A 15,224-nucleotide genomic window follows, 5' to 3' on the forward strand; every position below is an offset into this window, starting at 1 on the left:
GGGCACGGGCGCGGCCCTCTCCCGCAGGAGTGTGAACATGGAAAAGTTTGACAAAGTCCACGGGGTGGCCGCCCCAATGCCATTGATCAATATCGATACCGATATGATCATTCCGAAGGTGCACCTGAAAACCATCAAGCGGTCGGGCCTCGGCGTCGTGCTGTTTGACGAAATGCGCTATCACGATCATGGCGGCGAGAATGAAGAGTTCGTTCTGAACAAGCCCGCCTATCGCAACACCGAGATTCTGGTGGCTGGTGACAATTTCGGCTGCGGCTCATCGCGTGAACACGCGCCTTGGGCCATCAAGGATTTCGGCATCAAGGTTGTGATCTCGACCAGCTTCGCCGACATCTTCTTCAACAATTGCTTCAAGAACGGCATCCTGCCGATCGTGGTTGAAGAGGAACACCACGCTGTTTTGATGGATGACGCGCACAAGGGTGAAAACGCCCGTATGACCGTGCATCTCGAGGATCAGCAGATCACCACCTCGGATGGCATCGTGATCGAATTTGATATCGACCCCCATCGCAAGCATTGCCTGATCCATGGTCTGGACGATATCGGGCTGACGATGGAAAAAGATCACCACATCGACAAATTCGAAGATCACGCAAGCCAGGCCCGCCCCTGGGTCTGATTCTTGGGGACGAATCTGTGGACACTCAACCTAACGGGGACGCCAAGGCGACCCCGTTCGCATTTTAGGGGTTAAACCTGATACACCCACAACATGTAGTGGGTCGAATCTTTTACACGTCGAATTTACGACAGCAATGATGCAAAGCCGCACCACTTTCGCCATCATTTTGCCCGAAATCGGGTGTCTTCTGCGCCATGGCTTGAGCGAAATGTCGCTTATCGCCAATGTGTCGTTAGACAGGCAACCGCCAGGAAAAAATCGGCGGAGACAAGTTGGAATGTAAGTCGGCAGAGATCGGCTACTCCGGTTTGAAAAAAGGGTTCGGAATTGTGATTGCGCGCACATCAGGGGCGGCGATACGTGGAATATTGGTGGCACTGATGGTGCTTACTCCCGCGTTATACCTCCCAGTATCATCGACGAACGGGACCGAGATTGTGGTCTTTCTCGCGATACTCGCGTTTATCTTGACATTTGCTGAATACAACTCTGCCTTTCCCAGTTTCATTGAGTTTCGTGATGCGCCGCCGGTGAACCGGTTGCGATTCGTTGGCCTGATGTCGATGGTCACTTTTCTAACGCTGATCTGTAAGAACACTTACGCCCCGACAGAGCTGACAACATTCTTCTATTCAATGGGTCTGTCCGTCGCCAACGTGGTCGACTTCCCGTATTCGCCGGTTCGTCTGATCGTGTTGATGGTTCCCGCTGACGCAAGTCTGCCATTGATTGAACTGGTTCGCGTCACTGCCAGTGTTGCCTATGTTGCCGCCTTGGTGACGATCGCCAGCTTTGCGTATGCCGTCAAACTGAAGGGGTGGCCCACCGGCAATGGCGCGTTCAACGTGTGGACCAATTTACCGCTGTTTGACCCAACCAAAGGTGGGGATGTTGTGGCTCGGCTACAGCGCGATGGACGTTTGAATATCTGCATCGGTGTCTTGCTTCCTTTTCTTATCCCTGCCGCGATTGAAATGCTGACAAACTTCGCCAACCCGATCTCGCTGAGCAATCCTCAGACCTTGATCTGGACGCTAAGCGCTTGGGCCTTTTTGCCCGCCAGCATGATCATGCGGGGAATGGCGACACTGCGCATCGCAGGTTTGATCGTCGAAAAACGCCGCGCCTATTCCACGAACGAGACAACTCAGGCTGCATGATCCGCGCCCTTGTTCTGTGTTTGCTGCCCTTTGCGGCGCATGCAGATGTGATACGTGTTGCCACCTTCAATACCGAACTCAGCCGAAAAGGTCCGGGGCTTCTGCTGCGTGACGTTCAACGCGACGATCCTCAGGTCCAGGCCGTTGTCGCCGTACTGGTGGCAATGCAGCCCGACATTGTGGCCTTACAAGGCATCGACTGGGACATGGATGGCCTCGCCTTGACCGCTTTGTCCCGCAAACTGCGTGAATCGGGACTGGATTTTCCCTACCACTTTGCCGCCCAGCCCAATTCCGGTTTGGACTCTGGCCTTGATCTGGATGGGGATGGTCGCACGCAGGGTCCCGGAGATTCGCATGGCTGGGGTTTGTTTACCGGTCACGGCGGCTTGGCCGTGCTGTCAAAGCACGAAATTCTGCGGTCTGAAATCCAGGATTATTCCAAGGTCTTGTGGCGTGACCTGCCCGGAGCCGAATTACCGACGGTTGATGGCGAACCCTTCCCCTCGGATCAGGCTCAGGCCGCGCAACGCCTGTCGTCGACCGGGCACTGGGTGGTGCCTGTTGCTACACCGATCGGCCACATCAGTCTGATGACCTTTCACGCCAGCCCGCCAGTGTTTGACGGGCCGGAAGACCGCAACGGGTTACGCAACCGGGATGAGATTAGACTATGGTCATTGCTGATGGACGGTGATCTCGGCCACGTGCCGAAGGGGCGCTTCGTTATCGCAGGGGATGCCAACCTAGACCCGGATCAGGGCGATGGGCGCAAACACGCAATCAGGTCGCTTCTGGCCAATCTACACCTGCAAGACCCGCAGCAAAAGGATACAACTGGCGCGTTGACAACGGTTGACTGGAAAGCCGCCGGAAAGATGCGTGTCGACTACGTCTTGCCGTCGGCAGACCTCAAAGTCATGGATGCGGGTGTTTTTTGGCCTGCTCCGAATAGCGACCTGCGAGACGCGGCCCAAAGCGCCAGCCGTCATCGTCTGGTCTGGGTGGACGTGGCAATACCCTAGACCGCTCAAACGGCCACTGCTTTGGTCGTGCGCGACGGCTCTGACAGAGTCGCGGGAATTGCGGATCGCAAGACATCGTCTAACCCGGTCTGCTGAACCTCTCCCAACAGCTCGGCCATAAGGCTACCATCCAACCGATGGGGCACATCCCATAGATACCGCATCTCAAGCAAGTGCGGGGCCAGTCGCCAGAATGGTTTAGCAAGGTGAAGGGGCCACCAGCTCATCTGTTTGACCGTCACGGTCTGGGCGATCACCCGTGACAATGCCGTGGCAATCTCTGTTCCTGTCAGAGTGTGCCCGGCGAAGGGGACGTCACAGAACCGAGGCAGCCTATCGCGCATCTCAGCCAACGCAGCGGCTGTTCGCGCCAAATCAGGGAGGTAAGCCCAAGCATGAGGAATGCTTGGATCGCCAGGATAAACCAACCGACCACGCGATAAGTGTTTTATCATGACCTGATCAAACCAGTTGCCCGAGGCGCAGGTATCGAAGAAATCTCCTGCTCGCAGGATAATCGTCCGCACGGATGAACTGCGATAGGTTTCTTCCATTTCTATTCGGATACGACCCAGCGGGTTTGTCGCCAGATGCGGTGTGTCACCCGACCAAGGGCTCGGCGTATTGGCGCCAAACACATAGACATTCCCCGGAACAATGACGGTTGCACCGGTTTCCGAGGCCACGTTGATCACCTGCCGATGCAGTTTCGGCACCAGACGCGCCCAGTCCGGATAGGGCGGGTTCCAGGCATTGACGATGACATCCGCCCCTGACGCCGCCTCTTCCAGCACGTCGGTCTTACGATCAAAATTGCGCACGACCCAACCCGCATTGCCAAAAGCCAAAGCGGCGTTGCGGCCAAAGCGACCTGATGCACCCAAAATTAGAACGGTCTGTGTCATGGCATCCTCCTGTCAGCAGCCAATGTAGTCATTCAGTTCAATTAAGGAATTGCCGGTCGGTGTAGATTGTGTATTCATTTTTGAATGGACAGAACCTTAACACATGCGGACTGGTCCCTGATTCAGAGCTTTCTGGCCGTTGCCGAAACCGGATCACTGTCTGCCGCGGCGCGGCAGCTGGAACGCAGCCAGCCAACACTGGGCCGACAGGTCCAAACGCTTGAGGCTGAGTTGGGCGTGTCCCTGTTCGACCGACACGCACGCGGGCTGAAGCTCAGCGAGGTTGGATCTCAGCTTTTGCCGATGGCACAACAGATGCACAGCGCCATGAGTGCGTTCAGTATGACCGCAGCAGGGCAGTCGCAGCAATTGGAAGGCTCCGTTCGGATCACCGCATCTGTCTTTGCCTCACACCATCTTTTGCCGTCGATTCTGGCGGACATACGTCGGCAGGAACCGGCGATTCAGCTCGAGCTTGTGGCGACCGATGCGAGCGAGAACCTACTGTATCGCGAGGCTGATATCGCTGTGCGCATGTACCGCCCTGAGCAGATGGACATCGTGTCCCGTTACATTGGTGACGTGCCGCTTTGCTTTTGCGCGGCCAAATCCTATCTGGATAGGGCGGGCCGGCCCGAAACCCCCGAAGATCTGTTCCGTCACGATCTGGTTGGATTTGACGCCAACAAGCAGATCATCGACAAAATGCGAGAAAAGGGATGGCCAGCCAGTCGCGACAGTTTTGCCACCCGCTGCGATCTGCAAAGCGCCTATTGGGAGCTTATCCGGGCGGGCTGCGGCATTGGTTTCGGCCAGGTTCAGGTTGCCCAAGCAGATCCCAAAGTGGAAGTCGTGCGCCTGGATGTTGAGATTCCCATTTTGCCGGTCTGGTTGGCCGCGCCGCAGGCCATGCGTCAGACCCCGCGCATCCGCCGGGTCTGGGATCTTTTAGCAGAAGGGCTAAAAGCCAGCCTGTAGGCATTTTTGGCAAAACTGATGCCGTGCGCCAGCCAAACCGTGGCCAACCCGCGCTTTCGGTGTGAATCGGCTGGATCGTCTCATTGACCCGATGCGGCACAGACGCTAGGGCCATTGCGACGAAACGCAAGGAGACCCTTCATGTCCAACCCCTCGCTCCTCATCCTGCCCGGAGATGGAATTGGCCCCGAAGTCATGGCCGAAGTGCGCAAGATCATCGACTGGTTCGGTGCCAATCGCGACCTACAGTTTGATGTCAGCGAGGACCTTGTGGGCGGCGCAGCCTATGACGCTCATGGTGCTCCGTTGTCGGACGAAACAATGGCAAAAGCGCAGGAAGCGGATGCTGTTCTGTTGGGGGCCGTTGGAGGCCCTAAATACGATGATCTGGATTTCAGCTTGAAACCAGAACGCGGGCTGCTGCGCTTACGCAAGGAAATGGACCTGTATTCGAATCTGCGCCCGGCGCAATGCTTTGACGCGCTGGCCGATTTCTCATCTTTGAAAAAGGACATTGTCGCAGGTCTCGATATCATGATCGTGCGCGAGCTGACGTCAGGTGTCTATTTCGGCGAGCCGCGTGGTATCTTCGAGGAAGGCAACGAACGCGTGGGGATCAACACGCAGCGCTACACTGAATCCGAAATCGAACGCGCCGCGCGCTCGGCCTTTGAACTGGCGATGCGCAGAAACAAGAAACTGTGTTCGATGGAAAAGGCCAACGTGATGGAATCCGGCATCCTGTGGCGTGAGGTCGTAACGCGTGTTGCTGCGGATTATCCCGAAGTTGAACTGTCGCACATGTATGCCGACAACGGCGCCATGCAGCTGGTCCGGGCGCCCAAGCAATTCGATGTGATCCTGACTGATAACCTGTTCGGTGACATCCTGTCGGATTGCGCAGCTATGCTGACCGGTAGCCTGGGCATGCTGCCTTCTGCCAGCCTCGGCGCGCCGATGGCCAATGGTCGGCCTAAGGCGATGTATGAACCGGTCCACGGGTCTGCGCCCGATATCACGGGGCAAGGCAAGGCCAACCCAATCGCGTGTATCCTCAGCTTTGCAATGGCATTGCGCTACAGCTTCGACCAAGGCGCTGAAGCGGATCGGCTGGAAGGCGCGGTAGAGAAGGTTCTGGCCGACGGCGTGCGCACTGGCGATCTGCTGGCCGATGAAGGGGTCGAGCCGGTTTCGACTACGGAAATGGGCGCTGCCATCATCGCAGCGCTGGACGAAAGCCTATAAGTGGTGTTGGGAGGTGCAGCGCACCTCCCAACCCTTCGTGGAATTTAGTTCCCGCCGAATATGTCCTTCAACAGATTGTCGACGGCCCTGGCAAACCCGCCACCCTGTTTGCGGCGCGGCTGGCTGGGTTGTTGAACCTGCACCGGCGGAGCGGGTGCCAGCATCGGCAGCGGTGTCGGGGTCATGCCTTCGGTCACACGCAACATGGTTTCCCGCCAGATTTCCGCAGGCAAACCACCTCCAGTCACACCTGACAGCGGCGTGTTGTCGTCATATCCCATCCACACACCAGTGACATAGTCGGCCGTAAACCCGATGAACCAGGCATCGCGCGCAGCCTGAGTGGTGCCGGTTTTACCCGCGACTTGCCAGCCGGGCAGTTTGGCCCGCCCGCCGGTCCCCTGGGACACGACGCGTTCCATCATCCAGGTCAGCTGCTTTGCGGCTTCATCGCGGATCACCCGCTCGCCGATTCCGGTTGTCGTCACCATGACCGGCTTGTCATCCCCCAACAGCTTAAGCTCGGTCAAACCGTAGGGCTCCACGGCCGAACCCCCGTTCAGGATACCGGCATAGGCCCCCGTCATCTCGATCAGCGTGCTTTCGGATGCGCCCAGCGCCAAAGCGAGCCCTTGCGCGAGATCGCTGGTGATTCCGAACTGGCTGGCCACGGTACGGACGTTTTCCAGCCCCGAAATCTCTGCCACTTTAACAGCCGGAATGTTAAGTGAGTTCTTCAGCGCATCGGCCAAACTGACCCGGCCATAATACTTCTTTGTGTAGTTCTCAGGGCACCATTGACCGGACCCGGCAATGTTCCAACATGTGGGTTCATCCATCACAGTATCCAGCGGGGAGTATCCCAGTTCCAGCGCCGTTGCATAGACAAAGGGCTTGAAGGATGACCCGGTCTGCCGCAGCGCCTGCGTGGCACGGTTGAATGCGCCAGACACACGCGTCTTGCGACCGCCGACCATCCCGCGCACCGCGCCATCGGCTGACATCACAACAATCGCGGCCTGTGCTTTCGATCCTTCGCGCACCTTTTCCTGAAAGATGTACTTCAACGCCTCTTCCGCAGACTTCTGAATACGCTGATCCAGAGTAGTGCGGATCACCACATCCTCGGTCGTATTTCGCGTAAAGAACTCTGGTCCGCTGGCCATCACCCAGTCTGCAAAATAGCCCCCGGCACGCGCTGCGGCAGCTTCGGACAATTGCGCCGGCCTGCTGCGGGCTTCACTTGCCTGGGCGCCCGATAGATAACCCTGAGTTTCCATCAGGCCCACAACAAGCCGCGCGCGGTCCTGGGATCGCTGCAGGTCGTTTGTGGGCGCATAACGCGTCGGTGCCACCAGCAGACCAGCAAGCATCGAAGCCTCGGCTGGTGAAACTTCGGCGGCAGATTTGCCAAAATAGCGCTGGCTCGCTGCTTCAAACCCGCGCGCGCCTGCACCCAGGAAGGCGCGGTTCAGATAGATGGTCAGGATCTCATCCTTGGAGTATTTGACCTCCATCGCCATTGCGTAAATGGCCTCTTTGCCTTTGCGCCACAGCGACCCTTGTCGACAATCGGATTCATACGCGGCCTCAGACTCCCACTGGTCGGGTTCATAGGGCACGCCAAGACACAATAGTTTCGCCGTCTGCTGCGTGATGGTCGAGCCGCCATGGCCAGACAACGGCCCACGCCCTTCGCTAAGGTTGATGCGCACAGCGCTGGCCACGCCACGTGGGCTGATCCCGAAATGACGGTAGAATCGCTTGTCCTCGGTCGCGACGACGGCGTTCTTCAGGTGGGGCGAGACGGTATCGGCCGTGATTACCCCACCGAACTGGTCCCCGCGCCACGCAAAGACCTTGCCGTCGCGGTCCAGCAGCGTCACCGATCCCCGCGCACGTCCGTCCAAAAGCGCGTCAACATCCGGCAATGTGGTATAGACGATACCCACCGCCAATGCGACCAACATGCCGACAATAGCTCCGACACGCCATGTCAGACCCCAGATCAACCGCCATATCCAGCGGAAAAGACGGCGAAAGATGCCGCCACCGTTGCCGCCGGACTTTCTCCGTGTTTTTTTCCGTGCGGTCTTGCGCGTTGTTGCCTTGCGTGCGGTGGCCTTCTTGCCCGCTGGCTTCGCAGCGCGCTTGTTCGCCGTGGGCTTGCGCCTCTTCGACGGGTATCTTTTATCCGCGACCAATGTCGATTTACGACGTCTGGACTCAGTCATGCTCAAACTCTGCCCGATTATGCTTTTGGGCCACCTTACCCCGGTACTCTGGGTATGTAGAGGTCAGAAATTCCGGAATTTCCCCTTCTCATTGATGCTTAATTTTTAATCTACTTGCACAATTTGTGCAAAAAATGTGCAACTTTGCGTCATTTAACGGCGCTTTTACGTCCTGTGACCGTTCCCTACGGCGGTCTCTCGCGCTCTTTTTCTGCAGGTGCAAACAAACCGGTCCCGCCGGGGAAGCAGAGGGGAAAGACGTGAAACTGATTATTGCGACAATCAAGCCGTTCAAGCTGGAGGAGGTGCGCGAAGCACTGACCACGGCCGGGGTGCGCGGCATGATGGTGACCGAAATCAAGGGCTTCGGCTCGCAATCCGGTCACACGGAAATTTACCGTGGGGCCGAATATGCTGTGAATTTCGTGCCCAAGATCAAACTGGAAATCGTGGTTCCTGCCACCATGGCCGACCAGATCGTCGAGACCATCACCAAAACCGCCAAAACCGGCAAGATCGGTGACGGCAAGATTTTTGTCCTCGATGTCGAGCAGGCGCTGCGCGTGCGGACCGGGGAAACCAACGAGGAAGCGCTGTAGGCGCCCTTAATCCACATCATTCGAGGACTGACAATGAACCTGATGAAATCTCTCATCCCTGCCGCCGCGATCGTCGTGCTGCCGCAGATGGGTCTTGCGCAAGAGGACGCCGCAACCGGCGAAGCTGCGCTGCATACACAATACATCTTCACCACCTTGCTGTTCTTGATGGCGGGCTTTCTGGTGTTTTTTATGGCCGCTGGTTTTGCCATGCTCGAAGGCGGGTTGGTGCGGTCGAAAAACGTTGCCATGCAGATGATCAAGAACGTGGCGCTGTTTTCCTTTGCCGCAATCATGTACTGGCTGATCGGCTTTAACCTGATGTACCCTGGCGACGGCTGGACCATCGCGGGTTGGGTTGGCCCGTTCTTCTCAACCACAGTTCTGGATCCCGTGGGAGTCCCCGCCGCGGAAGCGGCGCTGGATTATGCGTCGGTTGGCTCGGACTTCTTCTTCCAGCTGGTGTTTGTGGCCGCAACCGCCTCGATCGTTTCGGGTGCCGTGGCGGAACGGATCAAACTGTGGCCTTTTCTGATCTTCGTGATCGTGCTGACCGGTGTGCTTTACCCGATCTCTGGGTCCTGGCAGTGGGGCGGCGGCTGGTTGTCTGAAGCAGGCTTCTCGGACTTTGCTGGCTCAACCGTTGTGCACTCGGTCGGTGGCTGGGCGGCTCTGGCGGGCTGTCTCATCCTTGGCCCGCGTATCGGCAAATATAAGGACGGCAAAGTCCACCCGATGCCCGGTTCAAACCTGGCGCTAGCCACCTTGGGGACATTCATCCTGTGGCTGGGCTGGTTCGGCTTCAACGGTGGTTCGCAGCTGGCGATGGGCACCGTGGGTGACGTATCTGACGTATCGCGCATCTTTGCTAACACCAACATGGCCGCTGCGGCGGGCGCTGTTGCCGCCCTGATCATGACACAGGTTCTGTACAAAAAGCCTGATCTGACCATGGTTCTGAACGGCGCGCTTGCTGGTCTCGTCTCGATCACTGCCGAGCCGCTGGCCCCGACCCTGTTCGGCGCGCTTTGGATCGGTGCAGTCGGCGGTATCATCGTTGTCTTCGCGGTTCCCATGCTGGACAAGTTCAAGATCGACGACGTGGTCGGTGCCATCCCGGTTCACCTGTTCGCAGGCATTTGGGGCACCATCGCCGTGATCTTCTACGGTGAGGCCAGCCTGATCACTCAGCTGACCGGTATCGTGGCCTACGGCATCTTCACTTTCGTCGCCGCCTTGATCCTATGGTCCATCCTGAAGGCCGCCATGGGCATCCGCGTCAGCGAAGAGGACGAGATCAATGGCCTCGACATGGCCGAACTGGGTATGGAAGCCTATCCAGAGTTCTCCAAAGGCTAGACCTTGATTCAAAAGACACGAAAACCCGGGCGCTTGCGTCCGGGTTTTCTTGTTCTAAATCGTGTTCGTTAGACGCCGACGTCGACAATCGCTTTGGCCAAGATCGGCACAGTTGTGGCGTTCAGGCCTGCGATGTTCAGCCGGCTGTCACCAACCATATAGATACCGTGATCGCCCCGCAGTTGCTCAACCAGGTCCGGGGCAGCGCCGAGGCGCGAGAACATACCGCGATGCTGGGCGATAAACCCGAAGCGATCTGAACCGCTGTGGCGCTGCAACTCATCGGCCAGTTGTTGACGCAGGTCCAACATCGACAGACGGACCTCTTCCAGCTCTGCTTCCCAGTCCGCGCGAAGTTCCGGATCTGTAAGGATCGTCGTTACAACTCTTGCCCCGTGATCCGGTGGGAAGGAGTAGTTCTGGCGGTTCAGGAAGGCCAGCGTCGACTGGTTCAGCGCCGTTTGCGCCGCATCATCGCTGATCGCTATCAGTAGGCCCGTGCGCTCACGATAAACGCCGAAGTTCTTCGAGCAGGACGCCGCGATCAGGCATCGTTTGACGGACGAGGCCACCAGACGGGTCGCCTGCGCGTCTTCCTCAAGGCCGTCGCCAAAGCCCTGATAGGCGATGTCGATCATCGCCACGAGACCGAGCTCATTGATGATGTTCACGACGTCTTGCCACTGTACCATGTTCAGGTTGGCCCCGGTCGGGTTGTGGCAGCAGCCATGCAACAGGACGACGTCGCCAGCATTGGCAGTTTTCAGGTCCTCGATCATACCGTCGAAATCGACGCCACGGGTCTCGTCGTCAAAATAGCGGTAAGGAACCGCTTCCATGCCCAGATAGTTCAGGATCGACAGGTGGTTGGGCCAAGTTGGGTTCGATACGAAGACGCGGGCCTCAGGGTTGGCCATGCGGATCATCTCGAACGCCTGACGGCAGGCACCGGTGCCACCCGGAGTCGCAACGGCGGCAATATTGACGCGCGGGACGGATGCACCAAGGATCAGATCAATCATCGCATCGGCATAGGCCGGATCACCGGCCAGGCCGGTGTAAGCTTTGCTCTCCTGCTCCTCCAGAATGCGCTTTTCAGCTGCTTTCACCGCGCGCATCACCGGGGTGATACCTTCGGCATTCTTGTAGACACCGACACCCAGATCGATCTTTTGATCGCGCGGGTCCTCGCGGTACATTTGCATCAGCGCCAGAATCTTGTCGGCAGGTTGCGGTTTGAGATGTTCGAACATCAGTTCTCTCCGGTTGCGACGGGCAGGGTCGGGAAGGCACCCCATTCAGCCCAGGAGCCGTCATAAAGCGAGTGATCTTTCTTGCCCATGCGCTCAAGCGCAAGGCTAAGGATCGCGGCTGTCACGCCCGACCCGCAGGATGTGATCGCCGGTTTCGACAGATCGACGCCTGCGGCCTCGAAAATGGCGCGGCACTCCTCGGGTGATTTCATCGTGTGGTTTCTGTTCAGCAATGCACCGAAAGGCACGTTGCGAGAGCCAGGGATGCGTCCCGACCGCAACCCTTCGCGCGGTTCGGGGTCTGTACCCGTGAACCGGCCCGCCGCGCGCGCGTCTATGATTTCGTGGTCGCCTAGCTTGGCGGCGGCAGAGACTTGCGTGACATCGCGCACAAGTTGATTTTGCACCCGCACGGTCATGTGGCGGTCGCGGATAACAGGCGGCAGATCCTCGATTTCACGCCCTTCGGCCTGCCATTTTGGCAAGCCCCCATCCAGAACGGCAATGTTTTCTTGTCCCATCAGACGGAACAACCACCAGACGCGCGCTGCAGACATAAGACCGGCACCGTCATAGACCACCACCTGATGGCCGTCGCCCACGCCCATAGCGCGAAGACGCGACATGAACTTTTCGACCGGCGGCGCCATATGTGGCAAATCTGATCGCTGATCAGAGATGTCATCGATGTCAAAAAACCGAGCGCCCGGGATGTGGCCCGCATCATATTCGGATTTGGCGTCACGCTCCTGTTGCGGCAGGTACCACGACCCATCCAGAATCCGCAGATCCGGGTCCTTCATATGAGCGGCCAGCCATTCGGTAGACACCAGGGTTTTCGGATCGTCCAGCATCAATGCCTCCCCAAAACGTGCAGGAGTTTCCCTATACTTGGCGGGATGCGTATTCAAGACTGGATGGAGGATGTTAGCGCTGTTTCACGTCTTCATCGCGCGCGACGCAGCCTGATATGCTGTATAATTCCGATAAAGCTGATTGCGATCCAGAAACTTTCGATCAGCATCGAGGCCAGATTGAAGTTCTGCAGCAAGGAATAAACGATCAGAATTGACCCCAGCAGGTTGATCACCGGAAAGGCCAGATCATCGGAGTTCATCATGCGCATCTGCGTTGCGAAATAAGCCCCGACCACAACCAGTGCGCCAAACGACCCGAGGGCATCGGCCCAAGTCAGCGTGTCCAAAAAAGCAGCCATCAATAGCCCTCATTATCAGTTCAGCGGGTGGAAACTTGGTTCAGGTAACCGGCTCTGACGCAGCCGTTTGCCCATAGTGATGCATATTCAGGAACATCGCTCCTGTTTGCCCTGCGCGATACCCGTGTGGGACATCCGCCGAGAACCGCAGACCCTGCCCCGCGTGCAGCGAAACCCATTCATCGTCGCGCAAAACGTCAAGGGCCCCATCAAGGACAAATACCTCTTCGGTAACTCCGGCAGCATGGGCTGGCGATTCGTGGCATTGGTTTGGAGTCAGGGAAACGTGAAAGGTCTCTGCCCCCAAAACCGGGTCAAACGGAAACACGATCTTTACTTCGATACTGCCTGGAAAAGTCACCGTTCGAAACATGTTCGCATCCGATGAGTCACGCAAAACAGACGTTCCGATCAGCGCACTGAGAGGCAGCTGAAACCCTTTGGCAATCTTCCACAAGGTGGCAATCGTCGGGCTTGATTCGCCGCGTTCGATCTGGCCCAGCATTGCTTTGCTGACCCCGGTCAATTCCGAAGCTTTTGACAAGCTCAGCCCCGAGGCTGCCCGCACATCCCTCAGTTTTAGCGTGATTTCGCCAGTTTCAGCCAATGTTTCCATGCCAGTGCCCTGCGATTTCCCTTGTACGTTATAACGCACATATGATACGTGCGCTATAACATACTCACCCAGATACCGCAGGTAGGGCAAAAGGGAAACAGCATCATGCCAATGTACCGATCCAGAACCTCCACTCATGGCCGCAACATGGCCGGTGCCCGTGGCCTGTGGCGCGCCACCGGCATGACCGATGGCGATTTTGGCAAACCGATCATCGCCATCGTCAACTCTTTCACTCAGTTTGTGCCCGGCCACGTGCACCTGAAAGATCTGGGTCAGATGGTCGCGCGCGAAGTCGAGGCCGCAGGTGGTGTCGCCAAAGAATTCAACACCATCGCCGTGGATGACGGCATCGCCATGGGTCACGACGGGATGCTCTATTCGCTGCCTTCCCGCGAGGTGATCGCCGACAGTGTGGAGTATATGGTCAATGCCCATTGCGCCGATGCGATGGTCTGCATCTCGAACTGCGACAAGATCACCCCCGGCATGTTGATGGCCGCGATGCGGCTCAACATTCCGGCGATCTTTGTTTCGGGCGGCCCGATGGAGGCGGGCAAGATCGACATCGCCGATCTGGACGCTAAGAAGATCGACCTGGTGGACGCGATGGTTGCTGCTGCAGACGACAGGTTCACGGACGAACAGGTCAAACATATCGAAGAAAACGCGTGCCCTACCTGCGGGTCATGTTCAGGCATGTTCACTGCCAACTCGATGAACTGTTTGGCCGAGGCGCTTGGTCTGGCCCTGCCGGGCAACGGCTCGACCCTTGCCACCCATGCCGACCGGAAAGAGCTGTTTCTGGAAGCCGGGCGCAGAATCGTCGAGATCACCAAGCGCCACTATGATCTGGATGAGAAAGGCTTCTTGCCGCGTGAGATCGCCACGTTTGAGGCGTTTGAGAACGCCATGAGTTTGGATATCGCGATGGGCGGGTCGACCAATACGGTCCTGCATCTGTTGGCCATCGCGTATGAAGGCAATGTCGATTTCACAATGACCGACATGGACCGGCTTAGCCGAAAAGTGCCATGCCTGTGCAAGGTCGCGCCCAATACCGAGAATGTGCATATGGAAGATGTCCACCGTGCGGGCGGCATCTTCTCGATCCTTGGAGAGTTGAGCCGTGCGGGATTGTTTCACGATGATTGCAGCACGGTCCACTCGCCCACGATGGCCGAGGCCATTGCCAATTGGGACATCAAGGTCGCCAACAACCCAAGGGCTCAGGATCTGTTCAAAGCGGCACCAGGTGGCGTCCGCACCACGCAGGCGTTTAGCCAGTCCAACCGCTACAAAGAGCTGGATACAGATCGCGAAGGCGGTGTGATCCGCTCCAAAGAACATGCTTTTAGCCAGGATGGCGGTCTTGCAGTTCTGTTCGGTAACATCGCCCGCGACGGTTGCATCGTAAAAACGGCTGGTGTCGACGAGAACATTCTGAAGTTCACTGGCTCGGCCTATGTTTGTGAAAGCCAGGATCAAGCCGTCAGCGATATTCTGACGGGTAAAGTCAAAGAAGGGGATGTTGTCGTCATCCGCTACGAGGGGCCGCGCGGCGGTCCGGGGATGCAGGAGATGTTGTATCCGACCTCCTATCTGAAATCCAAAGGCCTCGGCAAGGCCTGCGCCTTGCTGACCGATGGACGGTTTTCGGGCGGCACGTCAGGCCTTTCAATTGGTCATGTTTCACCCGAAGCCGCGGAAGGTGGCGAGATCGGCCTCGTGCAAACCGGCGACAAGATCGAAATCGATATTCCTAACCGAACAATCCATCTTGCGGTGTCTGATGAAGACCTCGCAGAGCGCCGCAAATCTCAAGACGAAAAAGGTTGGGTTCCTGCGGCACCGCGCAAGCGCAAGGTCTCTACTGCGCTTAAGGCCTATGCCAAACTGACAACCAGCGCGGCAAAAGGCGCTGTTCGAGAGCTTTAACTGAACCCGAGTACTTCCGCACCCGATCCGCCGCATCGGCTTCGCCCATA

At 57.6% G+C, this 15,224-nt stretch carries 14 protein-coding genes; 8 read left to right on the forward strand and 6 right to left on the reverse strand.

The annotated features are described in order from the left end of the window. Nucleotides 1-37: 37 nt before the first annotated feature. From leuD to Q1B13_RS16635, 3 genes are all read left to right on the forward strand, one after another. Nucleotides 38-643 carry a 3-isopropylmalate dehydratase small subunit gene (gene leuD, locus Q1B13_RS16625; protein ID WP_299082345.1) on the forward strand — a complete coding sequence of 202 codons (606 nt, stop codon included), beginning with the start codon at nt 38-40 and terminating at the stop codon, nt 641-643. Nucleotides 644-975: 332 nt separating this feature from the next. After that, nucleotides 976-1,806, forward strand: coding sequence for a hypothetical protein (locus Q1B13_RS16630; RefSeq protein WP_298936531.1), 831 nt, complete (start codon nt 976-978; stop codon nt 1,804-1,806). After that, entirely contained in the window at nt 1,803-2,831 is a 1,029-nt protein-coding gene (locus Q1B13_RS16635) for an endonuclease/exonuclease/phosphatase family protein (protein ID WP_299082347.1), read from the forward strand. The genes Q1B13_RS16630 and Q1B13_RS16635 overlap by 4 nt, the downstream gene beginning before the upstream one ends. A 5-nt stretch (nt 2,832-2,836) precedes the next feature. Here Q1B13_RS16635 and Q1B13_RS16640 read toward each other — a convergent pair whose 3' ends face one another. Continuing rightward, nucleotides 2,837-3,736, reverse strand: a complete 900-nt coding sequence (locus tag Q1B13_RS16640; protein ID WP_299082349.1) for a sugar nucleotide-binding protein — start codon at nt 3,734-3,736, stop codon at nt 2,837-2,839. An 84-nt stretch (nt 3,737-3,820) separates the two neighbouring features. On the opposite strand from Q1B13_RS16640, the gene Q1B13_RS16645 reads away from it, so the two are divergent. Together Q1B13_RS16645 and leuB are read left to right on the forward strand one after the other, a co-directional pair. Continuing rightward, a complete protein-coding gene (locus Q1B13_RS16645) occupies nt 3,821-4,714 on the forward strand; it encodes a LysR family transcriptional regulator (RefSeq protein WP_299082351.1) in 894 nt (297 codons plus the stop codon). Nucleotides 4,715-4,855: 141 nt separating this feature from the next. After that, nucleotides 4,856-5,959, forward strand: coding sequence for a 3-isopropylmalate dehydrogenase (leuB, locus tag Q1B13_RS16650; protein ID WP_299082353.1), 1,104 nt, complete (start codon nt 4,856-4,858; stop codon nt 5,957-5,959). A gap of 44 nt (nt 5,960-6,003) precedes the next feature. Here the strand turns inward: leuB and Q1B13_RS16655 are convergent, their stop codons facing one another. After that, on the reverse strand, nt 6,004-8,193 hold the full coding sequence (locus tag Q1B13_RS16655) for a transglycosylase domain-containing protein (protein ID WP_299082355.1): 2,190 nt from the start codon (nt 8,191-8,193) through the stop codon (nt 6,004-6,006). A 260-nt stretch (nt 8,194-8,453) separates the two neighbouring features. Here Q1B13_RS16655 and Q1B13_RS16660 point away from each other — a divergent pair, with 260 nt between their 5' ends. Together Q1B13_RS16660 and Q1B13_RS16665 are read left to right on the forward strand one after the other, a co-directional pair. After that, on the forward strand, nt 8,454-8,792 hold the full coding sequence (locus tag Q1B13_RS16660; protein WP_298936488.1) for a P-II family nitrogen regulator: 339 nt from the start codon (nt 8,454-8,456) through the stop codon (nt 8,790-8,792). A gap of 33 nt (nt 8,793-8,825) precedes the next feature. Further along, nucleotides 8,826-10,151 (forward strand): ammonium transporter, encoded by a 1,326-nt coding sequence (locus Q1B13_RS16665; RefSeq protein ID WP_299082357.1) that lies wholly within the window; start codon nt 8,826-8,828, stop codon nt 10,149-10,151. A 68-nt stretch (nt 10,152-10,219) separates the two neighbouring features. On the opposite strand, the gene Q1B13_RS16670 is transcribed toward Q1B13_RS16665, so the two are convergent. From Q1B13_RS16670 to Q1B13_RS16685, 4 genes are all read right to left on the reverse strand, one after another. Further along, complete coding sequence (locus tag Q1B13_RS16670; RefSeq protein WP_299082359.1) at nt 10,220-11,404, reverse strand: amino acid aminotransferase; 1,185 nt, start codon at nt 11,402-11,404, stop codon at nt 10,220-10,222. Beyond that, the gene (sseA, locus tag Q1B13_RS16675) at nt 11,404-12,258 is read right to left on the reverse strand and encodes a 3-mercaptopyruvate sulfurtransferase (protein WP_298936491.1); all 855 of its coding nucleotides are present in this window, start codon (nt 12,256-12,258) and stop codon (nt 11,404-11,406) included. The genes Q1B13_RS16670 and sseA overlap by 1 nt, the downstream gene beginning before the upstream one ends. 92 nt (nt 12,259-12,350) lie before the next feature. Next, on the reverse strand, nt 12,351-12,620 hold the full coding sequence (locus Q1B13_RS16680; protein ID WP_298936492.1) for a hypothetical protein: 270 nt from the start codon (nt 12,618-12,620) through the stop codon (nt 12,351-12,353). A 40-nt stretch (nt 12,621-12,660) separates the two neighbouring features. Further along, nucleotides 12,661-13,236, reverse strand: a complete 576-nt coding sequence (locus Q1B13_RS16685) for an XRE family transcriptional regulator (RefSeq protein ID WP_299082361.1) — start codon at nt 13,234-13,236, stop codon at nt 12,661-12,663. A gap of 105 nt (nt 13,237-13,341) precedes the next feature. On the opposite strand from Q1B13_RS16685, the gene ilvD reads away from it, so the two are divergent. After that, nucleotides 13,342-15,174, forward strand: coding sequence for a dihydroxy-acid dehydratase (gene ilvD / locus Q1B13_RS16690; RefSeq protein WP_298936495.1), 1,833 nt, complete (start codon nt 13,342-13,344; stop codon nt 15,172-15,174). Nucleotides 15,175-15,224 lie beyond the last annotated feature (50 nt).

This window comes from uncultured Ruegeria sp. (genome assembly GCF_947489545.1).
GTDB lineage: Bacteria > Pseudomonadota > Alphaproteobacteria > Rhodobacterales > Rhodobacteraceae > Ruegeria.